The sequence below is a fragment of the Halomonas sp. AOP13-D3-9 genome (assembly GCF_052379125.1).
In the GTDB taxonomy this organism is placed as follows: domain Bacteria; phylum Pseudomonadota; class Gammaproteobacteria; order Pseudomonadales; family Halomonadaceae; genus Vreelandella.
This window is the reverse complement of sequence record NZ_JBQSYH010000001.1, coordinates 1-25,168: the sequence shown is the minus strand read 5'-3', so window position 1 is coordinate 25,168 and position 25,168 is coordinate 1. Positions and strand designations below refer to the sequence as shown.

The 25,168-nt window shown below is 55.5% G+C and carries 21 protein-coding genes; 8 read left to right on the top strand and 13 right to left on the bottom strand.

What is annotated here, in order from left to right:
• Positions 1–74: 74 nt before the first annotated feature.
• The 5 genes from ACT3UM_RS00105 to ACT3UM_RS00085 form a co-directional block, all read right to left on the bottom strand.
• A complete protein-coding gene (locus ACT3UM_RS00105; protein WP_498894963.1) occupies positions 75–1,106 on the bottom strand; it encodes a 2,5-dihydroxypyridine 5,6-dioxygenase NicX family protein in 1,032 nt (343 codons plus the stop codon).
• Between the two features lie 129 nt (positions 1,107–1,235).
• On the bottom strand, positions 1,236–2,744 hold the full coding sequence (locus tag ACT3UM_RS00100) for a sodium:solute symporter family protein (RefSeq protein WP_498894961.1): 1,509 nt from the start codon (positions 2,742–2,744) through the stop codon (positions 1,236–1,238).
• Positions 2,737–2,925: a hypothetical protein gene (locus ACT3UM_RS00095; RefSeq protein WP_035581314.1), complete on the bottom strand. Its 189-nt coding sequence runs from the start codon at positions 2,923–2,925 to the stop codon at positions 2,737–2,739. The genes ACT3UM_RS00100 and ACT3UM_RS00095 overlap by 8 nt, the downstream gene beginning before the upstream one ends.
• A gap of 21 nt (positions 2,926–2,946) precedes the next feature.
• Entirely contained in the window at positions 2,947–5,958 is a 3,012-nt protein-coding gene (locus ACT3UM_RS00090) for a c-type cytochrome (protein ID WP_498894959.1), read from the bottom strand.
• Positions 5,951–6,439 (bottom strand): (2Fe-2S)-binding protein, encoded by a 489-nt coding sequence (locus ACT3UM_RS00085; protein WP_035581321.1) that lies wholly within the window; start codon positions 6,437–6,439, stop codon positions 5,951–5,953. The genes ACT3UM_RS00090 and ACT3UM_RS00085 overlap by 8 nt, the downstream gene beginning before the upstream one ends.
• 476 nt (positions 6,440–6,915) lie before the next feature.
• Here ACT3UM_RS00085 and ACT3UM_RS00080 point away from each other — a divergent pair, with 476 nt between their 5' ends.
• From ACT3UM_RS00080 to ACT3UM_RS00065, 4 genes are read left to right on the top strand one after another with little or no spacing between them, the layout of a single operon-like run.
• Positions 6,916–8,076 carry an FAD-dependent monooxygenase gene (locus tag ACT3UM_RS00080; protein ID WP_144809674.1) on the top strand — a complete coding sequence of 387 codons (1,161 nt, stop codon included), beginning with the start codon at positions 6,916–6,918 and terminating at the stop codon, positions 8,074–8,076.
• Entirely contained in the window at positions 8,073–8,891 is an 819-nt protein-coding gene (locus ACT3UM_RS00075; RefSeq protein WP_498894956.1) for an alpha/beta fold hydrolase, read from the top strand. Before ACT3UM_RS00080 ends, ACT3UM_RS00075 begins: the two co-directional genes overlap by 4 nt.
• A gap of 16 nt (positions 8,892–8,907) precedes the next feature.
• Entirely contained in the window at positions 8,908–9,675 is a 768-nt protein-coding gene (locus tag ACT3UM_RS00070; protein ID WP_498894954.1) for a maleate cis-trans isomerase family protein, read from the top strand.
• 11 nt (positions 9,676–9,686) lie between these two features.
• Entirely contained in the window at positions 9,687–10,367 is a 681-nt protein-coding gene (locus ACT3UM_RS00065; protein WP_498894952.1) for an N-carbamoylsarcosine amidohydrolase, read from the top strand.
• A 41-nt stretch (positions 10,368–10,408) separates the two neighbouring features.
• Here ACT3UM_RS00065 and ACT3UM_RS00060 read toward each other — a convergent pair whose 3' ends face one another.
• Positions 10,409–10,891, bottom strand: a complete 483-nt coding sequence (locus ACT3UM_RS00060; RefSeq protein ID WP_498894950.1) for a MarR family winged helix-turn-helix transcriptional regulator — start codon at positions 10,889–10,891, stop codon at positions 10,409–10,411.
• Between the two features lie 209 nt (positions 10,892–11,100).
• On the opposite strand from ACT3UM_RS00060, the gene ACT3UM_RS00055 reads away from it, so the two are divergent.
• From ACT3UM_RS00055 to htc1, 4 genes are all read left to right on the top strand, one after another.
• Positions 11,101–13,371 carry a xanthine dehydrogenase family protein molybdopterin-binding subunit gene (locus tag ACT3UM_RS00055; RefSeq protein ID WP_498894948.1) on the top strand — a complete coding sequence of 757 codons (2,271 nt, stop codon included), beginning with the start codon at positions 11,101–11,103 and terminating at the stop codon, positions 13,369–13,371.
• A complete protein-coding gene (locus tag ACT3UM_RS00050; RefSeq protein ID WP_498894946.1) occupies positions 13,371–14,339 on the top strand; it encodes an XdhC family protein in 969 nt (322 codons plus the stop codon). The genes ACT3UM_RS00055 and ACT3UM_RS00050 overlap by 1 nt, the downstream gene beginning before the upstream one ends.
• Entirely contained in the window at positions 14,329–14,940 is a 612-nt protein-coding gene (locus ACT3UM_RS00045; RefSeq protein WP_498894944.1) for a nucleotidyltransferase family protein, read from the top strand. Before ACT3UM_RS00050 ends, ACT3UM_RS00045 begins: the two co-directional genes overlap by 11 nt.
• A 234-nt stretch (positions 14,941–15,174) precedes the next feature.
• Positions 15,175–17,160, top strand: a complete 1,986-nt coding sequence (gene htc1 / locus ACT3UM_RS00040; protein ID WP_498894942.1) for a methyl-accepting chemotaxis protein Htc1 — start codon at positions 15,175–15,177, stop codon at positions 17,158–17,160.
• Between the two features lie 78 nt (positions 17,161–17,238).
• Here the strand turns inward: htc1 and ACT3UM_RS00035 are convergent, their stop codons facing one another.
• Genes ACT3UM_RS00035 through ACT3UM_RS00005 form a run of 7 tightly spaced genes read right to left on the bottom strand, consistent with a single transcriptional unit; the run spans position 17,239 to position 24,868 of the window.
• A complete protein-coding gene (locus tag ACT3UM_RS00035; protein WP_498894940.1) occupies positions 17,239–17,502 on the bottom strand; it encodes a PAAR domain-containing protein in 264 nt (87 codons plus the stop codon).
• The gene (locus ACT3UM_RS00030; protein ID WP_498894938.1) at positions 17,499–18,410 is read right to left on the bottom strand and encodes a hypothetical protein; all 912 of its coding nucleotides are present in this window, start codon (positions 18,408–18,410) and stop codon (positions 17,499–17,501) included. The genes ACT3UM_RS00035 and ACT3UM_RS00030 overlap by 4 nt, the downstream gene beginning before the upstream one ends.
• A gap of 43 nt (positions 18,411–18,453) precedes the next feature.
• Positions 18,454–18,717, bottom strand: a complete 264-nt coding sequence (locus ACT3UM_RS00025) for a PAAR domain-containing protein (protein ID WP_498894936.1) — start codon at positions 18,715–18,717, stop codon at positions 18,454–18,456.
• Positions 18,714–19,619, bottom strand: a complete 906-nt coding sequence (locus ACT3UM_RS00020) for a hypothetical protein (protein WP_498894934.1) — start codon at positions 19,617–19,619, stop codon at positions 18,714–18,716. Before ACT3UM_RS00020 ends, ACT3UM_RS00025 begins: the two co-directional genes overlap by 4 nt.
• A gap of 15 nt (positions 19,620–19,634) precedes the next feature.
• Positions 19,635–21,533: a hypothetical protein gene (locus ACT3UM_RS00015; protein WP_498894932.1), complete on the bottom strand. Its 1,899-nt coding sequence runs from the start codon at positions 21,531–21,533 to the stop codon at positions 19,635–19,637.
• Positions 21,530–22,900 (bottom strand): DUF4123 domain-containing protein, encoded by a 1,371-nt coding sequence (locus ACT3UM_RS00010; RefSeq protein WP_498894930.1) that lies wholly within the window; start codon positions 22,898–22,900, stop codon positions 21,530–21,532. The genes ACT3UM_RS00015 and ACT3UM_RS00010 overlap by 4 nt, the downstream gene beginning before the upstream one ends.
• A gap of 3 nt (positions 22,901–22,903) precedes the next feature.
• Entirely contained in the window at positions 22,904–24,868 is a 1,965-nt protein-coding gene (locus ACT3UM_RS00005) for a type VI secretion system Vgr family protein (protein ID WP_498894929.1), read from the bottom strand.
• Between the last annotated feature and the right edge of the window lie 300 nt (positions 24,869–25,168).

Here is a 25,168-nt window from a genome sequence, read left to right as displayed (position 1 = left end):
ATACACTTTGACTTTGTTAGCAGCCTAAAAGCCCCTAAGCAGGGACTTTCATCAATATCATGGCTATCAAAGATTTAATTTTTGTCCATTTGCAGCTCTTTAACGACGATATCGCCATCAATGACGATGGGCTCATCGTCCAGGAAGAGCGAGCAGTTGCGCATGGGAATATCCAGATGGCAGGCAGTATCGTTAGACCCGCCCAGCTCGCTGTTCGGGCCGGTGGAGAACATCACGTTGCCATAGAAGCTGCGTGGTTCCATCCCCATGCCACCCGGGAACTCTCCCGGCACCATGCGGTGCCATTTGGCATTAGGGTTCATGCCCCAACCTACGTGGCTCATGCCCATGCCGCGCGGGTCGTTAAAGCTATCCATATAGGATTTCACCAGCTCCGCATCCAGGCCGCCACGTATATCGGTAATCCAGCCTTTCTCAATGGTGTAGGTAATCGGTTCTCTGACATACATGTTTTGAGGTAGCAGAATATCGCCCGGCGCCACCACAATGGTGCCATCAACGCCATCGTCATCGCCGCCGGTGAATACAAAGCCAGAGGGCCAATGATCCCAACGCCCCGGTTCGTCGGTACAGGCATACTCAGCAACCGTCTCATAAGTATTCAGTTGGTAGGTGACATCGGTGCCGTGGGGCGAGGTGATGCGCATCACTTTGGCTTTTTCCAGCAGCGCGGCGGCCAGCTCGACCTTTTCCCTTAGCTCCTTGGTGGGCAACATTCTGGCCAGCAGTTCTGGCGGTTCAACCGCCGTCAATATGCGCGTACCCGCGGCTTGGATCGCCATTTGTTCAGGAGAGAACAGCAGGAAAATACAATCGATCAACATGTCGCAGTTTTTAAGCGCTTCCACCGCATCGGGCATGCTTGCAAGCCCCGTTGCTCCCACGGCCCAGCCACCGGTAGGTAACGGCGCGGGTAACCGCATGTGGTACATATTGGCGCCTAAACGCTGCCCCGCCGCCATAAAGGCATCCGCATAATCAAGGCGTTCGCTGCCCTGGGTCAGTACGACGAGTTTTTCGCCTTCATGTACGCCGGACATTTTTAGCTGATGGAGGCAAATTTCGGCAAAGCTTGCGTGATCCATAAAGTCTCCTAACTCCCCAGGCGAAAGCACAGCTATAACGTACCGGGAAGTGTTAGCTGAGAGCGCTCGTGCTTGCCGTTGGGCACACCAAGCGCTCTATGGTGTTATCGGTTCAAAGCTGAACGTCAATTAGGCAGCCGCCTCTTTCGTCGTTTGATCGGTGGTAGTACGGCGCTTTTTACCCAGCTCTTCCGCGATGGCGGTAAAGAAGGCGTCCGAAGAGGCTTGATGAGGTTTGGTCATAAGGCTAACGCCAACAAACAGCACACTCGCGACCACAATGCCCCAAACGCCAGCGGGCAGGCTCAGCAGTGAATTGCCTGTGGCATACATCAGCAGTACAAAGGCGCTGGTACCCACCACGCTTACCAGTGCACCGACGCCAGTACCGCGCTTCCAATAGAAGGCACCGATAAGGGCGGGCACCATGGCTACCAGACCAGAGGAAGCAGCCACAGACAGCACCGCAATAAGGTCAAGCTGCAGCTCGGCAAAGGCCAGCGCCATCAGTGCAATCACCGGCACCACGAACTTGCCCACCAGCAGTTGGCGCTTTTCACTGACGTTCGGTTTAACGTTCGCATAGACGTCGCGGGAGACCATGGACGCCAGGGTCAGCATGATCGAATCGATAGTAGAGACCGCGGCGGCCATGATGCCGATCATTACGATGACGCCAAGCACTGGCGGTACAAACTCCGAGGCCAACAGCGTGGGCGTGGCTAAATCTGCACTTGCAAGACTTGGGAAAGCGGCTAAGGCAGAGAAGCCCCACAGCACAGAGACCATGGTGTAGATAAAACCAAACACCAGGAAGCCAATCAGCATGTGGCGCATGGAGCGCAGCGAGGAGGGCATAAACAGGCGTTGACTGACCTGTGGGTTGGAGATACTAAAGAAGAACCAGGGAATGGTGAGCCCCAGGAAAGTGACAAAGCTGAACAGGCCAGGGCCGGGCACTGTGAGCGACTGCGGATGTTCCGTTGCCAGCGTATCGAATAGTGCGCCGAAACCACCCAAGCCCTGGATCACCAGGAAGGCCACCAGGGTTGAGGCAACAATCATCATGATGGCCTGGAGCGAGTCGGTCCACATCACCGAACGAATCCCCGCGATATAGGAGAAGAAGATGGCGATCACCGTGGCCAGCACCACCCCGGTAGTAAAGGTAATCGCGCCATCAGTAATCCCCTGCAACAGGTAACCAACACCGGCGAGCTGAACGGCCGAGTAGGGAATCAGGAAGATACAACTGGCAATCGAAACAGCCATGGCCACATGCTTGCTGTTGTAGCGGTGGCCGAGCATCTCACTGGGGGTTACAAAGCCAAACTTCTTGCCCACTGCCCAGAATTTAGGCCCGAAAACAGCCACCAGAGAGACACCGGCGAAATAGATGATTTCAAAGCCTAGCGCGCCAACACCGCCGGCATAGGTAAGACCTGCCAAGCCCACCATCATAAATGCGCTATACGTCGTGGCACTGTAACTCAGCGCCGAGACAAAGCCGTTCATTTGTCGGTTACCCAGGAAGTATCCCGACATACTTTCGGAAGGACCTTGGCGAGACATAATCGCAATGCCAATAGCGATCAATAAGTAGATGGCAATGGACCACCAGATGAGTGACTCAGTCATTGCTGTGCTCCTCAAAATCTTTAGTGATAAACACATTCAGCGCAATGATGACCAGCCCTGCCAACATCCAGAACAGGAAGCTGCCGTACCAAAACGCGACCCCGCTCAAGAGGGTGTAAGGCACCAAGTAGCTCAGCAGGACGACTGCCCATACTAGCCATATCCATTTACTGCGTTTCATAATCCACCTCGTTTTATTACGTCAGGGAGTAGAGTGAGTGTTGTTGTGGTGAGGCTGGCGTATATCTGCGATACGTTGTTTTACTTTTTGCCAAGGCGCTTTCTCTGGGGCAAAACGCGCTCGGAGATAGGTCGTCAAATCAGCGACCTGGGTATTACTAAAGCTGTCGGCAAAGCCTGGCATGCTACCAATACCGGGAACGTGTTCGGCGTGGACACCCCCCAAAATTGACTGAATAACGTTATCGGGATGATCGCTGTGTAAATTGGTATTCAGCGCCAGATTAGTGCCCGCCCTCGAAAAGGTAGGAACGCCAGAATCGACATGGCACGCCGAACAGGCGCCCTCGAAGAGCCGCTCCCCTGCCTCCATTTCTGTTGAGCTAACGGCTGCACTGGTCACGCGCTGTGTAGCGTCCGCCACGGCCGCATCGCTATCCCCCGTGGGTGCCTGCATCTGGGCGGCCACATAATGGGCTATGGCTCGCACATCGTATTCAGGTAGCTCTGCCAGCCCCGCTACCACCGGGGCCATAGGGCCAGAGGCAACGCCGTGAAGCTCAGATTCACCGTGGCGCAGATAGTCGTAAAGCGATGTTTCACTCCACGGGATGGGCGCACGCGACAGCGTATTAAGCGGTGGTGCTTCCCAACCATCTACAAAGGCACCGGCAAAGTAGGCCTCGCCGCTTTTCTCAGCGCCCATGGCATTGCGGGGGCTATGGCAGGCGCTGCAGTGGCCCAACCCTTCGGCGAGGTAGGCTCCCCGGTTATACAGTTCGCTCTGCATGGGGGCTGGCTGGAACGGCTTGGGATCGTGATAAAGCGCGTTCCAGCCCGCCATTAAGGCGCGCACACTGAAGGGGAAAGAGAGTTCATTCGATGGCTTTTCAGCGGCGACGGCTGGCTGGGCCATTAAGTAGGCGTAAAGCGCCTGTAAATCGGCATCACTGGTCTTGGCAAATGCCGTATAGGGGAACGCGGGATAAAGGTGGCTGCCATCGCGGCTAATGCCGTGGCGCATGGCGCGCTCAAAGGCTGCGTAAGACCACTGACCAATCCCCGTCGCCTCATCCGGCGTAATGTTCGTGCTGTAGAGCGTCCCGAAAGGTGTCTCAAACCCACGCCCACCGGCATTGGTCACGCCACCTTCTGTGGTATGACACGCCGCGCAGTCGCCTGCAGCCGCAACGAGTCTCCCGCGCTCAATGGTCTCGGTGGAATAGAGGTTGGCGGCTGGCCTGGCAATCGGTGCAATCGCCCCTTTCCACGGCCATGCCATGGCCACAGTGCCCGCAATGGTGGTAAACGCTGCGGCGGCTAACCAGCGCCGTTTCGTTGACCGCGGCGGTTTCAATTTAGATGGGCGCCCTGCCTCCTCGGTGGACGAAGCTTCGAGTGCCTGGCGCACACGCTTGGCGGTAAACGGTGGTTGGCGAAAACGCAGGCCAGTGGCATCAAAAAGCGCATTGGCTATTACCGCAACACCCGGTGATAGCTCCGCCCCGGTTAATACGTCTTCACCAACGTTTTTATTAGCACCTTCCTCAACAGGGCTTGACGAAGATGCGGTGGTTGGTAATCCTGCGGAATCTTCACGTTCAGTCAGCGCACAACTGCCATCCCCCCACTCGTCGAAACTGGGCGCCTGCCCCAAAAGGGGGCGCGCCTCGCTCAATACCCGGGCCTGTAGCGTTTGCTGAAGGCGATCAGTATCCACATCAGCGCCGACGTCCTGACCAACTATCAAACGGGTAAGCTGAACATCGCCGGTAACACGATTGACCTCCACATCGGCAATCCAGGCAGAGCGCACTCCCGATTCTACGCGCTGATTCCGATCGGGCAGCTGAGAGTAGGCAAAACCCCGCCCGCGCAATAGATCCTGGGGTAAAGAGTCCGCTGATGGATTGAACGCCCTTTGCCACTCGGCCCGTTTAGCAACGGACTCAATCAGCTCAATACCACGCGCATCGTCAAGATGTCGAAGTCGCAGCGCGACAGGGTCTTGGTCACTCTCGCGGGCAACCTCATCTAAAAAAGATTCTCGAGCGAACGTCTGCTGTATACCCATCAAGGTGGAATTGGTGGAGAGCGAAGCGGGCCGGGAGCGTGCGGCAAGGTATTGATCGCGAAATACATAGGGCGAGAACGGCGTTGTGTCTTGCTCGCCGACGGTGGCCTCAGCGCTAGACGTTGTTATCGTGGCCCTGCCGCTTAACAACAACCCGACGGCAGCCACCTCACCAGTAAGATTGGCCTGCTGATAGTGATAACGGGCTATCTCACCACTACTGGCAATATCCGCGTTTAGGCTAATTCGCTGCGCTTGGCCCAATGCCTGAACATCTTTGGCGTAGCGGGCATCAAGCCAGACGGCTACCGGGCCGCCCACAGCCCGCGACATCAACGCCGCATCCACGGCGGCATCGTCACCGCAATGGCGACCCAGCCCTGAGGCCTGATTTGATGCGTGTTTACCATCGGCGCTGTAAAGCTCAATCTGGCTAATATTCAGCCCGGTTAACCGGCTTAGATCCTGTTTAAGCGCCGCTGGGGTGACGGTTTGCCCCCACACACTCAATTGTTGGTCGCGGCAATCGGCAATTACCCAACTGAGGTAATTGCCCCAGCGCATGCGACTCGGCCATCCATACGCATGGTTCGAATGCGTGTATGACTGGCTAGACTTAACAAGAGGCGATTCAGAGGGCGCTTGGTCGCTATCAGGCGCTTTTTCGGGCGCTTGGTGAACAGCCTGCCACTCAACCTGCAGCTGTTTAGCGGCATCGGTCGCCAAGGCCAAACTATCGGCCACCACCCCCACAAAATTCCCTTCCACCACGACTTCAATAGATCCCGATAGTGAGGCAATACTGCTGCTATCGACGCCCACTAAGCGATCACTCTCAAAGTGCTCGCCATTCCACCGGTAGTAAGGAGGACGCACGACGACACCAAAACGTGCCTGCGCTAGCAGCGCGGGGATGCCGGCCTGTTTTTGCTGGCCATGGAGCATCGACCCTTCACTCATGAGAAGCCTCCTGCAACGCGGCCGCGTTGATGACCACAGCACGCTCCGCTGCCTGGAGAATTTCAACATGGGTGCCACATCGGCAGAGGTTATGCTCTAAAGCGGTGCGAATCTGCTGCGCAGAGGGTTGGGTATTATGATTTAGCAGCGCACGAACAGTGATGATCATACCGTTCAAACAGTAGCCACACTGGGCTGCCTGAGCATCGATAAAGGCTTGTTGTACAGGGTCAAGCTCACCGCCCTGGGAAAGACCATCAAGGGTGGTGACCTCATGACCAACGGCAGCAGACACGGGCAGCACGCAGGTGCGTGCTGCCATGCCATCAATCAATACACTGCATGCCCCGCACTCACCCAAACCACAGCCATACTTGGGCCCATTGAGCGCCAGGTCGTTACGCAACACATTGAGCAATGGTGTCTGCGGCGGCACGGCCAGCTCATGTTCTTGCCCATTGATAGTTAGCTTTAGCGTCATAGGGGATCATCATCGTTATTGTTAAGCCCGCACTCTTGCTCTGGATAGGGCTTGGGATCGGGCTTGGATATGACTTAGATGTTACTAATAAATACTGCCTGCCAAACACGCTTCGTAGCACCTTAAACCCGCCTATTTTCATCTACCTTTCACATGCGGCCAATCGACTTGCACCAGCTAAGTGCAGAGCTAATACCCATCGAGCATTAAAGGTGCGTACGCTATAAAAATAAGCCTAATAAACGTATAGCACTCTATGGATGCGTTTTTCAAGTTTTTGCATAAAACCAAAAAAACGACTATTAATTCATTAAATTCATATATTTATTTAAAAATACCACCCTGTTTTCGTTAAAAAATAATTTCTAAACTAATTCTTGACCAAAAAATAAATGGTGTATACGTTGTTTTATAGAGATTCACGAACGCATTCAGAAACGAGTGATAGGCGAATAAAACAGCGAGGAAACCAGTATATGAACAACAAACCCACCATCGCCGTTATTGGCGCGGGCCTTGGCGGCGCCGCTGCAGGCGCGCTGCTGCAGCAAGCGGGTTACCCCACCAAGGTGTACGAACAGGCACCAGCGTTTGCACGCCTTGGGGCAGGCATTCACCTTGGCCCCAACGTGATGAAAGTGATGCGCCGGATCGGCATTGAGGAGAAGCTCAATGCCATGGGCTCACACCCCGATTACTGGTTTAGCCGCAACGGTATGACCGGCGAGTATCAGTCTCGCATCCCGCTAGGCGAGTTTGCTCGCGAAAACTATGGGGCGGCCTACATCACCGTACACCGTGGTGACCTGCACGAATTGATGGTTAGCACGCTCGACCAGAACAACCTCTATTTCGATAAGCGTCTGGTCGATGTCGACGACAGCGGCGGCAAGGTCGTCATGACCTTCGCTGACGGCTCGACGGAAGAGGCTGACCTGGTGATCGGCGCAGACGGTGTCAATTCTCGGCTGCGCGAGAAGCTGCTGGGCCCAGAGGCTCCGATCTATAGCGGCTGGGTCGCTCACCGGGCAATTATCTCTGCCGAAAAACTCAAGGCATACGACCTGGATTTCGAAGCCTGCGTGAAGTGGTGGTCGGAAGACCGGCACATGATGGTGTACTTCGTGACCGGCGACGAGAAGGAGTATTACTACGTGACCGGCGTGCCTGAACCCGATTGGAACCACGGCACTTCCTTCGTCGACAGCTCACGGGAAGAGATGCGCAAAGCATTCGAGGGTTACCACCCCACCGTACAAGCGCTGATTGACTGCACTGAAACCGTCACCAAATGGCCCTTGCTGGAGCGCAACCCGCTGCCACTGTGGCATGAAAACCGGCTAGTGCTGCTGGGCGATGCCTGCCATCCGATGAAGCCTCATATGGCCCAGGGCGCTGCCATGGCCATCGAGGATGCTGCCATGCTAGTGCGCTGCCTGGAGGAAGTGGGCGCCGAGCACTACCAGCAGGCATTCGAACTTTACCGCACCAACCGTTTTGAACGCGCCTCGCGGGTTCAGCAGGTTTCCCACGACAATACCTGGTTACGGGAAGACGAAGACCCGGCCTGGGTATTCGCCTATGACCCCTTTGAAGTACCGCTGAAGCAACCCACCAGTCAAGGGAGCCCAGCATGAGCAGCACCTATCTCTATGGCGCCAACGTGCACGCCAATGGTATTCGCCAGCACTACCTGCGCTTCAGTGACAGCGCCGAGACCTCGCGCCAGCCGCTGGTACTGATACCAGGCATTACCAGCCCGGCCATCACCTGGCGTTTTGTGGCCGAGCGACTCGGTCAGCACTTCGACACTTATGTGCTGGATGTCCGTGGACGCGGCTTGTCGTCTACCGGGCCCGAGCTCGATTATGACACCGACACTTGCGCTGATGATGTGATCGCCTTTATCGATGCGCTAAGTCTAAGCAAGGTCATTCTGGCGGGCCACTCCATGGGGGCACGCTTTGCGCTACGCGCCATGAGTCGCGGCGCCAAAGGCATCGACAAACTGGTACTGATCGACCCACCAGTTTCAGGGCCAGGACGCCGTGAGTACCCCAGCAAGCTGCCCTGGTACGTGGATTCGATTCGCGATTGCACCCGGGGTGCCGATATCGAGACCATGCGCCACTACTGCCCCACCTGGAGCGACGAGCAGCTGCGATTACGCGCCGAGTGGTTACACACTTGCTTTGAACCCGCCATCGTTCAGGCGTTTGAAGAGTTCCACAGCGTCGATATCCACCAGGATTTCCCAGGTATCAAAGTGCCCACGCTGCTGATGTGTGCAGGCAAGGGCGGGGTTATCCAGAATGAGGATCGCGCCGAAATACGCACCCTGCTACCGACGGTTCGTATTTCTACCGCAGAACAAGCGGGTCACATGATTCCCTGGGATGACTTCGAGGGCTTTTTTGCCGCGTTTGAAGACTTCCTGGGTACACAACTCTAACAAAAGGCCAATGATCATGACCTCCAGCTCTACCACTAAGACATACCGTATCGGCCAGATTGTCCCCAGCTCCAATATCACCATGGAGACCGAGATACCTGCCATGCTGGCTGCACGGCAGTTGATTCGCCCGGAACGCTTTACCTTCCACTCCAGCCGTATGCGTATGAAAACCGTCAGCAAGGACGAGCTGGCCGCTATGGATGCGGAGTCTGACCGCTGTGCCTTGGAGCTCTCCGATGCAGCAGTGGATGTGATGGGGTATGCCTGCCTAGTCGCCATTATGGCGATGGGGCCCGGCTACCACCGAGAGTCGCAAAAGCGGCTGCGCAGCCGCACCGAAGAGAACGGCTGCGACACACCCGTAGTGACCAGTGCCGGTGCGCTGGTGGATGCTCTAGGTGTGATGAAAGCCAAACGTGTGGTGGTCGTGGCGCCTTACATGAAGCCGCTGACCGAAATGGTGGTCGACTACATCCGTCAGGAAGGCATTGACGTGCTCGACTACCGGGCGCTTGAGATCCCCAACAACCTTGATGTTGCCCGCCACGATCCCGCCAATCTTCCCGAGATCGTCGCCAGTCTCGATTTAAGTAACGTGGACGCTATCGTCTTGTCAGCCTGTGTGCAAATGCCCTCACTACCGGCCGTCGCCAAGGTAGAAGCCTTAACCGGAAAGCCCGTTGTGACCGCAGCTATCGCGACCACCTACGCCATGCTCAAGGCACTCGACCTGGAGCCCATCGTACCGGGCGCGGGCGCCCTCTTATCAGGGGCTTACTAGGAGATAGCACTATGACCAACCCCAGCCAAGCAACCAACGGCAGCGGTGCTAATGACAGCTCTTTAGATGACAGCTTAGATAACAACTACAAGGGCGTGTGGGATGGACGCATTGGTTTTGGCAAAAGACCCGCGCTGCTGGTGGTTGATTTTATGCAGGGCTACACGACCCCCGGTTCGCCGCTATTTGCCCAGGGTGTGGTGGATGCGGTGGCCAATATGCCGCCGCTACTCAATACCGCACGGCGGACGGGTACGCCCGTTATCCACACCAATATTCTTTATCACGCCCCGGATCAAATCGATGGTGGCATTTGGGTCAAGAAGGCACCGGTCATGCGGGCGATGGTGGCGGGCAACCCTTACGCGGAGTTCTGCCCCGAGGTGGCCCCCAGAGAAGATGAGCTGGTAATGACCAAGCAGTATGCCAGCGCTTTCTTTGGTACTTCGCTGGCTTCCACGCTGGTCGCCATGGGGATCGATACGCTGATCATTACCGGTTGCTCCACCAGCGGCTGCATTCGCGCCACCGCCGTTGACGGCGTACAGCACGGCTTTCGGGTGATGGTGGTACGTGACTGTGTGGGCGACCGCCACCCCGCGCCCCATGAAGCTAATCTGTTTGATATCGATAGCAAATATGGCGATGTGATTGGACTGGATGAAACACTGGATTACTTAATAAAGCGTTAGGAGTGCCCAAGAACACAGGTGAAGCGGGCGTCTCGGTTGTGTTATCCGTCCGCGTTCATTTTTTCCAGCAGATGCATTAAGGCAACCCGCTCTGCCGGGTTGAGATTTTTCATGGTCTGATCGCTAATTTGCTTGGCACTGGGCACCATAGCCTCGACTAATGTCTCCCCGGCCTCAGTGATCACGACCATGACTTTACGTTGATCATTGGGGTCGGTGGTGAGCGAGATCCACCCCCGCGCTTTAAGACGTTTAATGACGCCACGGATAGTGGCTGGATCAATCGCCGTGGCGTTGACGATATCGGTTAACGAGCTGGGGCCACGCTCCATCACCGTGCACAGCGTGACAAATTGAATGGCCGTAAGCTGCTTATCGCTGCTGTAGCGCTGAAAAATAGCCGTATGCCGCTGGTAGGCTTTACGCAGTAGATGCCCTACTTGCTCAGAAAAATCATACCCCTGCTCTGAAGGCGTGGGGTGCTCACCGGAAGACGAGTGTTTGAGCGCACTATCCGTTGTCATTCCATATCCTTAATCTATTAGCGACGACGTGTATCGAGTATGGCACTGGTTAACAAAATGATGCATCAACGCTTTAAATACTGCTTGCGCTGGATCAATTCATCATGCTTTTATGGCGTACACGCTATAATTTTACCTTAGTTATCGCTCTTTCATCACCTAAAATTCATCCGCACTGATCATCGTAAACGCGAGCGTGGGAGGCAGACATGGCTGATAAACCAGACTATACAAGAGAGTCACTGCTGTATGGGTCTGATGTTCTGGTGATCTATCGCGACCCGGTTACGCCCCCCAAGCCCGCGCCCGGACAGCCAGGTACACACTCAAACTTCACCCCCCATGAGCCTGAGATATTCATTGCCGTACTGAGCGATAGTCATATCGTGGCTTTCAACGGCCACGTAGACCTGGGCACAGGCATACGCACGGCGCTCGCTCAAATTGTCGCAGAAGAGCTTAGCGTCGCGTTCGACGGCGTCACAATGGTGCTGGGCAACTCCGTTGAAGCCCCCAACCAAGGCCCCACCATAGCCAGTGCATCGATTCAGATCACTGCCGAGCCTTTACGACGAGCTGCGGCACAGGCGCGGGAGTACCTATTAACCCTGGCAGCAAAGCACTTTGACACTGAGCGCTCACTACTTAGCTGCCAGAACGGCGCTATTACGCCAAGTGATAATAACCGCTCATCCGTTAGCTTTGGGGAGTTGCTGCGGGGCACCCGTCATGCATTAAAGCTTGCCGATGAGGTGCCGCTTAAGCCGGTCAGCCATTATACCCTGGTCGGCCAATCGACCTCCCGCGTGGATATACCCGCCAAGGCCACCGGGGAATTGACCTTTATCCACGATCTGCGCCTGCCCAACATGCTACATGGGCGAGTGATTCGTCCGCCTTATGTCGGCCATGATAGCGGCGACTTTATTGGCAACAGTTTAATCGCGGTAGATGAAAGCTCTGTGGCGCATTTGCCAGGTGTGATAAGTGTCGTGGTGGTCGGTGACTTTGTTGGCGTGGTGGCCGAGCGTGAAGAGCAGGCTGCTGCTGCCGCCAAACAGCTAAAGATCCAGTGGCGCCCAATCGAAGGCTTGCCTCAGTTGGACAACATAGAGCAAGCACTGCTCGACCTGCCCAGCAAGCAGCGCATACTCCTCGAAGAGGGTGATCTCGACAGCGCTCTGGCTGCCGCACAGCATCCGCTCAATCGTCACTATGTGTGGCCTTTCCAACTGCATGGCTCTATCGGCCCTTCGTGCTCTGTCGCCGATGCCAATGAAGATGGCCTTCACGTATGGTCGGGCACCCAAAATCCACACAGCCTGCGCGCCGACCTCGCCCGCCTTACCGGTTTGGATGAAGGCGTTATCACCATTACCCGCATGGAAACATCAGGCTGCTATGGCCGCAACTGCGCCGACGACGTTGGCGCGGATGCAGTGCTGCTGTCTCAGGCGGTGGGTCGACCTGTTCGTGTACAACTAACCCGTGAGCAGGAGCACACCTGGGAGCCTAAAGGGGCTGCTCAGTATATGGCCATCCAGGGCGGCTTAAACGCAGATGGCAGCCCAGCAGGCTATCGCTTTAATACGCGCTACCCCTCTAACAGTGCGCCCACCCTGGCACTGCTGCTGACCGGCGCCGCCTCACCGATTGATATCCCCTTTGAAATGGGGGATCGAACGTCGGTGCCGCCCTACCGCTATCCTCATCGCCAAATAGTGTGCGACGACGTCCCGACGCTGGTTCGTGCCTCCTGGCTGCGTGGCGTCTCGGCACTGCCCAGCACCTTCGCCCACGAAAGCTATATTGATGAACTCGCCTACTTGGCGGGTGAAGATCCTGTCGCCTATCGGTTGCGCTACTTAGCCGATAACCGCGCCTGCGAGCTTGTCGAAGAGTTAGCCAAACGTGCGAACTGGAAACCCTGCACCGCTAACGCCAACCCGAGTAGCGATGGCGAGTGGCGCTACGGCCGAGGCTTCGCTTACGCCCAGTACGTACATAGTAAATTTCCCGGCTTTGGTGCCGCGCTTGCCGCCTGGGTGATTGAACTTACAGTCAATGTGAAGAGTGGGCGGGTTGTCGTCGAGAACTTATATGTGGGTCAGGATGCGGGCTTAATGGTGAACCCCGCCGGCGTTCGCCATCAGGTGCATGGCAATGTGATCCAGATGCTCAGCCGCACGTTAAAGGAGCGGGTAACCTTTGAGGATGGTTTACCGACCAGCAGAGAGTGGGGCGGCTACCCCATTCTGCGTTTCTCAGAGCTTCCTCCCATCGACGTCATGCTGCTTGATCGCCCTGAACTACCCCCACTCGGCGTTGGGGAGTCCGCCTCACTGCCCGGCGCTCCCGCGATTGCCAACGCGCTTTTTGATGCCACGGGGGTACGCTTTACCCATCCCCCTTTTACCCCTGACACCATTCGCGATGCACTGAAAGCCGCCCTTCGGCTCACCATGGAGGCGGCGATTTAATGCACCATCTTGATCTACAGGTTATCGAACGGGCGCTGAAGTGGGCCAATCAGGGGCTGACCGTTTGGCTATGCACCGTTCTGAAAACCTTTGGCTCGGCCCCCCGGGAGCCGGGTGCCATGCTGGTAGCATGTTCGACAGGCGACTATCTGGGGTCACTGTCGGGTGGCTGTGTCGAAGAAGACTTTATCGCAAGGCTTCAAAATGGCGAGTTTAACGAACCGGTTCAACGGGTTCGCTATGGCGGTGACACTGGTTCAGCGAATATTCGTTTACCCTGCGGTGGTCGCCTTGAAGTGTTGGTTGAACGGCTAGCGCCCAACACCGAAAACCTCACTCACTTAGAAGTGATGCATGCCACGTTACTGGGTCGCCAACCGCTAACCCGCTGTATCAAGTTGGATGGCAGTGGCAAGCGCTTTAACCCATCGAGTAACACCGAGCCCACCGTTACTTTTGATACAGCTAGCGTCAATATTCGCATAGGCCCTGCGCTAAGGCTGATCATCGCGGGGATCTCCGCGATCTCTGCGCCATGTGCCCTGTTTGCCCAAACGCTGGGCTTTGAGGTGATTGTCTGCGATCCCAGAGACGAGGCTAGGCAAAATTTTGCTGTCGCGGGCGTGGAAGTGCAGGCGGTGCTGCCCTCCGTGTTTATCGCCTCGGGCGGTTGCCATGCCAATACCGCCGTTGTGGCCTTGACCCACGACCCGCGTATCGATGATTTAGCGATGATCGAAGCTGTCCGAACTGACGCCTTTTACATTGGCGTTATGGGCTCTCAGCAGACATCACAGCAGCGTGCCGAACGGCTGTTACGTTCCGGCGGACTGACGGAAAGCCAAGTAGCAAGAATTGCCATGCCCATTGGGCTCAATCTGGGTAGCAAAACACCGGCTGAAATTGCGCTAGCCGTGATGGCCGATATTGTTCGCCTCTCTCGCGGAAAAGAACGCCATGCCTTGTAGCGATATCATAGTCATCGTGATGGCGGCAGGCCAATCAAACCGCTTTGGCAGCGATAAAAGAGTCGCCAGATTCGACAATGGGGAAACTCTGCTTAGTTCCACTTTACGAACTATTCAGAAAAATTTTACTAATCGCCGCGTTGTTATTAAACCTGAAGATAACGCCCAGTCACTCGGCATTTCACCAACACATCACACTATTATTAGTCAGCGCAGCCATTTAGGCCTTGGTTACAGTATAAGCGATGCTTTTAGGCAACTCTGCAGCGATGAAAGCGTACATCATTATCGTGCTGCCGCAGTATGGTTGGCCGACCTCCCCTGGATAAGCGAAGAAACATGCTGTGTATTAACAAAAATGGCCACTCCAGACAGTATTGTACAGCCGCTACACCAAGGAAATCCGGGGCATCCTGTTGTGTTTGGAAGAAAATTCTGGAGCGAACTGGCACTTTTAGAAAACGACAAGGGTGCAAACACTGTCATCAAAAAGCATAGCGACCGTGTTATATACGTCTCTCTCAGCGACCCAGGGGTATGTTCTGACGTGGATTACCCTGATGATTTAAGAAAACAGAAAAGAAAAACAAAAGGTATATAAACGTTACACAACAACCAAACAAAAATTACACTAAAAGCTAAAACAAGTTCTTAGCTTAATATTAATATATTAGCTTAAAAAAATATTAAAAAAGCAATCATGAAAGCAAGTGCACCATTCGCCGCTAATGAGTAGCGGCAGTAAGAATAAAACCAGGGAACCATTAAACAGCCAGAGTATGACACTCGCCAACATCCTTGTGCTCTGCTACTGGCCAACATATCGAGGCAACAAATGAAAAAAATTTCTCGTCTCTCACTGACGCAGAAACTGCTGGTCGCTGTCGCTATTCCTCTCTTAGTGGTAGCCGTTATTTTAGGCTTTGTGGTCAATCAACAGCTTAACCAGGCTATTCCAGCGTTAATCGATAATGCCGGTAAGCGGCAGGTAGAAGCTCGGGCAGATGAAATCAGTCGCTGGATTACCGGGTACCGTAATTGGATCTCCGTACTTGCCCAAGATGAGCGTTTGGTGGAAGACGTGCCGCTTGCGTCTCACCGCGCTTGGCTCGAAAAGCGCTACCCGCCGGGGGGCACCATCGAGTCACTGTTCTTTGCTGACGCATCCGGAGCGACCCTAACTCACGCAGGAGTCAACTTGGAGATAGCCGAACGTCCTTATTTCAAAACCTTAGTGACGGACGGCACCCAGGATAGTCTGCTCAGCGACCCGGTTATCTCCATGGTGAGCGGCCTGCCAACGGCTATTGTCGCTGATACTGTATTCGATGAACGTGGTAATCGAGCGGGACTGCTGGGCATGACCGTCTCCATGGCTGCCGTGTCTGATATCACCTCCGATATTAATGTTGGTGAAGGCAGCTACGGCTGGCTAATCGACAGCCAAGGGCAGGTCATTGCTCATCCGGTTGAAGAGTATCGCATGTCGCTCAATTACACTGATGCCGACCAGCAGGGCTACCAAGGCCTGGATGCATTGAGTCAGCAAATACTCCGCGGCACGGCGGGCTCTGGTGAAATAACCATGCCCAGCGGTGAGCAGACCGTGCTCATGTGGAGTCCAGTGGAAGGCACTTCCTGGGTGGTCGGGGTCACCGTGCCCATCACTGCCTTTACCACCGTGACTAACAGCCTGCTGCAGTCGCTGCTGCTGGCGGGGGGCGTGCTATTGGTATTGCTGCTGGTAGTGGTTGCCTATGCGGCGCGGCGTTCGCTTGCGCCTATCAAGCATACCGCCAGTGCCATGGCGGATATTGCCAAAGGTAAAGGCGATTTGACGCGCCGTTTAGAAGCCAAAACCCAGGATGAAATTGGCGACCTCGCCCACGGCTTTAATGCCTTTGTGGAGCGCATGCAGTCTACCCTTCAGGAAGTGCGCCAAAACGCTCGCACGGTATTATCCGATGCCAGCGATATGGCGGATGGTACTCATGAGCTTTCATCGCGTACCGAACAAGCGGCGGCTAATCTCCAGGAAACGTCTGCCTCAATGGAACAAATTCACTCCACGGTAGCGCATACCTCCCAGGCCTCTGAACAGGCGAATAGCCTCGCGCTAGAAGCCGCCAGTGCCTCAGAGCGCGGCACCGATTCGATGAATCAAATGGAAGCCAAGATGGCCGCGATCAGTGATTCGGCCAATAAAATAAGCGACATTATTGGCTTGATTGACTCGATTGCATTTCAAACCAATATATTGGCACTCAACGCATCCGTGGAGGCTGCCCGCGCCGGCGAGCAGGGCCGTGGGTTCGCCGTGGTCGCCAGCGAAGTGCGCACGCTAGCCAGTCGCTCAGCCTCTGCGGCGCATGATATTCGTGCGCTGATTGATATGTCCGTGAGTCACTCAAGAGAAGGCAGCGATATCGTTAAGGCGGCGGCTGATCGCATGAAGGAGATTCGCCACAGCGTTACCCAAGTGTCGGATGTGATCGCCGAGATTGCCGCAGGTGCCCGGGAACAAACCACAGGCATCCAACAGGTCAATACCGCAGTGGCAGAGATGGATATGATGACCCAGCAGAATGCTGCCATGGTCAGTCAGAGCGCTAACCTTGCCACCAATATGCGCGACAATGCGCAACGGCTTGATCAACTAATGAGCGAGTTTGTGCTTAGTGAAGTGGGCGACACCACACTGCCCTATACCACAGCGCATAAAGCGCGTTCGGCAGCACGTACTGCTTTGCCTCAAACTCCTAGCCGCCAACCCCAGGCTGCCCAGCAAAAGCATGAAGTAGCGGAGTGGGAGGAATTCTAATTCTTCTTCATTATGGATGGCTAAAAGGCACCCGTTTGGGTGCCTTTCCCAGCGCTACTTATCCTCCAAGGCCAAACGCTACGACTCCACCTTAGCACTGCTCGACGCGGTAATAATCTCGCCACCATGATCGATTTTGCAGCCCAGATACGCGGTAGGCCTACCATCGTGATTGGAGTGGCTGGAGCCTTCGATGATGGTAGCTCCACAGCCGGTTTTATCACCCACCCGCGCCACGGGCTGGCCCTCTACTTGAGAGGGCGAACCGGTGACAATTTCTGTGGTGCCGTGGCCGGGGATGGGGCAGCGATGCAGATCGCCTTTACGGGCAACGGGTTTCATCGGCAGATTTCCCACTGACCATCACGGCGGATGAAGTAAGGTCTGATAAACGTAACGGTCTCTCCCTCACCCACATGACTAAACACAATGGGAACGTTAACTCCCTGAGTTGTTAGCCAGGCCACACGGTTACCTGCCCCGAGGTTTAATGTCATGGGGTCTTCGGGGAAGCCATCTAATTGGTAAACATCAGGATTATCAAAGTACATGTCGTAGCTAAATCGGTGGCGCACGTACTCTTCCGGGGTATCCGAAGCCAGGGCGAGCTCTGTTGTCCTTGTCGATGCGGCGGCTAACAAGGCATCGTTATCGCCTGCGGCAAACAACGCATGCAGTCGGCGGTATTCGCGGGTTAGGCTATCGCGGGTGGCATCGTTGTCGCACAGTACATCGCCCTTTTCCCAGCACCATGTGGGCATCGGCTGGCGGTTGGTAAAGGAGATATGTAATGTTTCATAGCGTCCATTACTGGTAAAACCAATGTCACTTTCCCGAGGCTGTAAGGGGGCGGCCGGGTCTGCTGACACTATCTCTGGCTTGGCGTCTTCCACTCCAGGCATCATCACCACTTCAAACGCAGTGTTGGCTTCGGTATTGGGGTTCTGGCCGGGTTCCCAATAAAGTAACGACACCTTTATTTTATCTTCGGCCCGATATTCATCTATCCATGTGTATAGCTCAATCGTATTATTACCGGTTTTGGTATATTCAGTAATCGGTTGGCGGCGATCAAAATTGCTGGCAACCCCGGTAAAATCCAACATGATGCCCTGTTGTATATGGAGGGCTGACGCAAAGCCATTAACGCTCCAGCGAACGCCAAACTGATACTCGGTTTCCTGTGCCATGGCTGGCGCACTGATCAGCGCCAGTGCAACAAGCCAACAGTAAGCTATCCATTTTTTCATGCTGTTATCTACCTTTGGCGTCTCGATAAGTTGATGCGATGCATTAAGGCTGCACCTTGGCACTGCTCGACGCCGTAATAATCTCGCCACCATGATCGGTTTTGCAGCCCAGGTAGGCCGTGGGCTTACCATCGTGGTTGGAGTGGCTGGAACCTTCAATAATGGTGGCGCCGCAGCCGGTTTTATCTCCTACCCGTGCCACGAGCTGGCCCTCTACGTTAGAGGGCGAACCGGAGATGATTTCCGTGGTGCCGTGGCCGGGAATGGGGCAGCGGTGAAGGTCGCCTTTGCGTGCAACGGGTTTCATCGGCAGATTTCCCACTGGCCATCGCGGCGGATGAAATAGATACTAATAAATGCCGAACGACCTTCTTGTGTAATATTCTTAAAACGCAGTGGTTGATTGACACCTTCCTCCGTTAACCAGGCTACACGATTACCTGCTGCCAAGTTCAGCGTCATTGGGTGATCGGGTAAGTCGTCTAACTGGTAAACATCCGGGTTATCAAAGTACATGTCGTAGCTGAACCGATCCCGCACATACTCTTCCGGTGTTCCCGAGGCCAACGCCAGCTCTTCGGTTCTTGTGGAGGCGGCGTCCAGCAAAGCCTCGTTATCGCCCGCCGCAAACAGGGCATGCAGCCGACGGTACTCGCGGGTCAAGCTATCGCGGGTGGCATCGTTATCGCGCAGTACATCACCCTCCTCCCAGCACCAAGTCGGCATCGGTTGACGGTTGTTAAAGGGGATATGGACTGTATCAAAGTCTTCATTACTCTTAAATTGGATCTCACTTTCCCGAGGCTGTAAGGGGGCGGCCGGGTCTGCTGACACTATCTCGGGCTTGGCGTCTTCCACGCCAGGCATCATCACCACTTCAAACGCAGTACTGGCCTCGGTGTTGGGGTTCTGGCCGGGTTCCCAATACAGCAATGAGACACGTATCTCATGCTCAGGATCATATTCGTATCTCCATGTGCGTAAATCAATGGCGTTGCTACCATTTTTGATATATTCGCTAATCGGTTGACGGCGATCAAAATTACTGGGGACGCCGGTAAAATCGAGCATAATGCCCTGTATGTAGAGGGATGATTCCAATCCATTCACGCTCCAACGAACGCCAAACTGATACTCGGTTTCCTGTGCCATTGCCTGTGTTCCCATGCTGAGTGATAGCGATAAAATAAGTGCGATCAGTGGTTTCATCTGCGTAAGCCTCCGTTATGTGAATGGATGAAAGTCGCCTTGCCAGTTATCCGCCAGGCGGTAGGCATGGGCTTCGCCATCTGCTATCCAACTTCTGCCGTCAGAGCTTTGAATAACCTGTGAACTGCTACGAATCCTTGTTTCGCCACCAGCACCTGATTGGCTATCTCGCTCCGTCACATCCGCCTTTTTATACCCCTGCACGCGCAGCACCGCGCCGGTATGAGACAACCGGTAGCCCCACTGCCCATCTTCAATGGTGAGCGCAATACTGCCACTGGTGGCTAGCGTTACCTCATAGTTAAAGACGGTTTCTTCCGTCACCACAGAGTCGAAGTAACCGATTATCCCGCCGCCCACCACCGCGCGTAAGGTGATACTGATTTGTCCTTCGGGGGTTTCAAAAGCGTTATCTTGGAAGTTGTAAGTGGCCCTGAGCGTATGATTGCCCAGCCCATCTTCCGTAGGGGCTGGGCCAACGCCTAGACCAACCTCCATATAAAGCTTGGCCTTAAGCCCAGCCTGAACCATATAGGTGTCAATGCCCTCTTCGAGGTTTTCCAGAAAGAGGACTAGCGCTCGCCCATGGGGAGTTTTTCTAGCGGCCATTTTCAAGGCTGCATAGATATCGAGCCTGATCCCGAACTCATAAATGAGAGAAATACCGGGGGTTATCTTATGGGTTAACCCAGGGCCGCCCTCTTCCTCCGCCAGTTCATTGGTGGCACTCAACGTTATCGCCGGCCCATGGCTAAAGAAGCTCAGCAGCTGATCATCATCACTTTCCGTGGCGCTAAGGTTTTTGGCAATACGCTGAGACGCATCGGTCAAAGTGTCGATAAACCGCTCTACCGCGCTTTTCTGTTGCTGTTGATTGTTTGCTCTGCGGAGCGAGGGCCCGGTGTCGTAGGTCGTGGTCGTGCTCGGTTCGTTCCCCACCGTGATAGTCGGTGTTGCTGCACCGCAGACGATGTTAAGCGCAGCCTCGACTTCCCATCCCTGGCGTTGTGTTTCCTGCCTTACCCGCGACCCCATACCCATTTCCTGGGCCAGTGAGCGCCCATCACTTTTTTCAACATCGTGCCTTTCTAGGTTGGGCGGTACGACGGTTACGCTGCCGTCTATTTTGAACTGCGGCAACGTAACCGCAGTAAAGCAAAAGTCGTTGGTACCGTCGTAAGTAATACGGAAAGACTGTTCATTGACCATATAGGAGCGCCGCATAAGCACTTGCAATAGCATCACGGCCACTTTGAAAGCCATCTTGGCCTCATGAGACATCCCCATTACTGGATTAGGAAGAGGAATGGGCGGCACTGGCCGGGTCATCACCGTAAAATCGAGGGTCGTGGTCGCTCCTGGGGGAAGCTCAGTGCCGTTAAGTTCGTCAGTCCACGTTAAGGTGTGTTGTCCATGAGGGCAGCAGTCGGCCAGCGTTATCGCGACTTGGCCTTCGTCTTTCAGCTGCGTGCCCGCCAAGAAATCTTCAAAGGTTCCATCACCCGTCACGAACTTATCAGCGACAAAATAAATTTTCCCATCGGTATCGGTGAGCTCGCTTTCACCTTGCAGGGTCACCCGCGTATTACGCTTGCTGTGGGTGTGGCACACCACCTCAACTTGCTCGATACAGGGGGTTTGTGAATCACACTCAACACAACAGGCGCCAAAGATAGGATCCTGTTGGCTCTCTTCATCCCCAGGTTCCCCAGGGATAGGGCTCTCGGTCAGCGGTTCTGCTCCCCGGTCAAGGTATTCCTGGTAAAGACTCGCGGCCACATCACTTTCGTTCACCGGCTGACCGCTCATGTGCGATGTACGAATTGAGCGCAACATTAGCCCCGGCCTCTCGAAGGCTTCCGGTTGCGTCTCTAACAGATACACCATCTCTTCAAAGCCCGGCTGGTAGCTCATAACCGCTCCTCGTTAACGATGGGCCTAAAATTATCGTGTTGCATATCACCTTCCTCATCGCGATTCGGTGCCAAAAGCGTGCGTCTGATACGCCCTTTGGGTAGCCAGGCTTCCAGTTGGTCACGTTTTCGCCAGGCGGCAGTTGCCGGATTTGCGAGTATCTTTTGAGCGTCTATATATCCTTTGGGAAATCTTTCCCCCAACTCGATAAAACACTTCGCCAGCGTGCGAACCTGTTGCCTGGAGGCAAGCCCATACCGCTCCCCTAGCTGTGTGGCCTCGATCACCGCACGCACCCGCTCACCTTCGGATACCTGGGGATAGCGCTCTTTGAGTGACCGTGCAAGGGCTTGGCTCGCCCTTGACTGTGCAAGCTCCCCAAAGCTCTGATACTCCGCCTGCCCTATCGCAAACTGCCGCCCTTGGCCGTTGGCGGCGCGGGCATCGTCGCTGAGGGCAATGCGCACTAGCCTTCCCTGCACCTCGCTGGCATCGGCGTCGAGCTCAATCGCTGGGGTTAATGTCAGCTCAGCGGGAAACACCATTAAAGGCGAGGCAGACACTATCACCGTTTCGAGTGACGCCATAAAAGCGGCCAGCTTCCAGGGCTCCAGGGCTTGGCTCATATCCAGCGCTACCCGGGGGTCGTAGAAGCGGAAGTAGACCGGGGCCTGGTCGTTGGCGGGCGTCCAGAGCATGGTGAACTTGCGCAGGTGGCTGCGCAGTTGCTTTAGGGTGGCGTTTGATTGCAGCAGAATCCCCCAGTGTTGATCCTGGGGCAGGCTTTCCAGCCATTGGCGTAAGTCGCTGTCGGCTTCCAAGCGCACCAGCCAGGGGGCATTGGCCTGGGTGGCACTATCCGTTGAGGCATACAGGCAGGCGCTTTGGGCCTCCGCCTGGCTAAGGCGGGCCATGGCGTCCCGGCAGTTAACCCCGTCGATGACCGCCCATAACGGTGGCTGATGGGGGGCAAACAGCGCTTGCCAGGTGGTCTCTTGGTAGTTTACCGGCGGGATGATCGGTGCCGGTTCAGGCACTTTCTCCGGCGCTCTCTCAGGTAAGAGGGGCAGCATCTCGCCATAGGCCACCGGGTGTTGCGACGAGGTGGTGTGGGCCAGTTCCACCAGCCCGTGGGCGATGCCTTCGCGGCGGCAGCGCTGGAGCAGGGTTTCAATGGCATCGAGACGGATCAGCCCCAGGCCATCATTGTGGCACTGCTGCTGCAACAGCGCCCTGACCTCGTCTGCGTCCTCAGCCAATACCGCGGCCACCGTGACCGCTTCGTCGGCCTCCTCTTCCCAACGCCGGGCACTGGGGGAGTAAGCCATCACATGGCAGCGGGCCAGCCAGTAGTCGGGCGTTGCCATGGGTTATTCCCCTTCGAGCGGGCAGTGGGAGACAAACGGGCTGCCCTCCCCTGCGGCGGCTTCCAAGACGGCGGGAATGCTGGGGAGCGCCGCCGCACTGGGCGATGCCGAGCCGACATTAAGTACCGGGGTGACATCCACGCTGCCACCGCCGACCACCAGCGCGGCGCCACCGGCGACCAGGGTAATCTTGCTGGCATCAAGGATCAGCTCGCCATCGGCTTTAAAGGTGATATCGCCATTGGCGTGGGTCTGGTAGCTGCCGCCCACCGTTAGCCCGCGATCACCGTCCACCTGTTCGGTGTGGTGAGTGTGCACGGTGATATCGCGATTACCGTCAATGGTTTCGACGCGATCCTTGGCGACCGACAAATGGGAGTTATTGCCAATGGTGGCGGTGTCGTCGAACTCGACCCGCTTCTGGCGGGAGTTGAGGACATGCAGCTCCAGGTTTTTCTGGGCGTGCATGTAGATAAACTCTTCCCCGGCCTTGTCTTCAAAGCACAGTTCGTTGAAGCCTTCGCCTTGGTGGGTCTGGGTTTTGATCGTGGTGCGGGTTTTGTGCTCGGGGAGTAGGTACGGCGCTGTATTAGCGGCATGATAAGTACGCCCGGTGATCAGCGGCTGGTCCGGGTCACCTTCAAGGAATGAAATCGTGACCTCATGCCCTATCCGCGGAATGGCGATACTGCCGTAACCCACCCCCGCCCAGCCTTGCGACACCCGTACCCAGCAACTGGCCTTCTCATTAGGCTCCGCGTAGCGATCCCAGGGAAACTGCACCTTGACCCGGCCATACTCGTCACAGTGAATCTCTTCCCCTGGCGGCCCCACCACAAACGCCACCTGCGGGCCATCCACGCGTGGCTTGGGGTTGGGTGTTGCCCGCCAGGCTGTGTCGCCAGGCCCCAGTACCAAGGTGTTGTGGTAGCGGGTCATCCCGCCCGTATCGCTACTGGCGATGCTGTCCTCTTCCAGCGCTTGGGGCTGTTCGCCGTAATGGGTGACCTCGATAAGCTGCCAGTCGCGGTTAAGGGCGTCGGCGTCGTGATCGGTGAGGGTAAAGCGCGCCCCTGGGGCAAGCTCGGGCAGGTCACTCTCGGCATGTGCCGTGATGGCTTCGCGGCGCAGGTATTCAAGTCGTGTGCGGGTAAACGGCTTGCCGGAAGCGTCTCGCTTATAGCGCCCTGGGTAGTCGTAGTGTTCATAGTCGGCGCGCTGTCCGTGCTGCTCAATATCGCGGCCCTGGTGCTCATGCAGTTGTGCATAGCCGGGGTTCTTGAAGGTGTAGTCCTTGAGCATGGCAGAGGAACTGGCCACTCGCGCAGTCTGGCGCAGTTTGCGCACATGGCGGGTAGGCGGTGTTCCCCCGGCACGGCTGTGGTAGGTGCGTTCACCGAGCGTGCTGAGCATTTTAGGATCGTCGCTAAAGACCAGCCGGTGGGCGCCTGCCTCAAAGGTGTGGTAATAGAACAGCCCCTCTTCAGCGGCAAGGCGCTCGATAAAGGCTAGGTCGCTCTCCCGGTACTGCACACAGTACTCACGCTCGGCCAGTTCACGGGTCACGTCAAAGGTGACATCGCCCATGCCGCGTTCCTGGCAGAGGGTGGTGATAATCGCGATGGGTGTGACTTGTTGGAAAATACGCGAGTTGTGCCGCAGCGAAAGACGCCAAAGGGCGGGACGTAGCACTAAGGAGTAGAAGGTGCGGCGATGTCCGCGATCACCCTGGGAAAATTCGCTGACAATGCCATGAATGTGGCGTAGCGCTTCTCCGCTGTGCCAAACAGTGAGCGTCGCTTCACGGTCTAGTAGCTCGGCGGCATTGAGTTGACCATTGCGGCTGGCAAAGTTGAGCGTTAGCTCAAAGGGGGCGGAAAGGGCCTCGCGGTGAGTAAAATCCACCACGGCGACATCGTCTACGCCGGGCAGTGTCAGCGTAAAGGATAGACCGTTGCCGTCTGCCATCGCCTCCCTCCTTGGATAGACCGTTGCTAATAAGAGGGGCTTAGCGTAGCGAGATACCATGAAGGCGCAACCGTTTGCAGCTAGGCAGCGGCGATGGCTTAGGGACTGCCAGAGCACTTAAAACTAGAAATAGTGATATAAAATCAGTAGGTTAATAAAAATAAAATTATATGAATTTCCATATTTGTAAGAAATATCTTACAAAATTTTCCGAAATAGCTTACAAAAATACTGCCAATGTTTTTTTAATTTTCAAAAATATCGGCAGAATAACGACCCACTTCAGTACAACGTCATTGT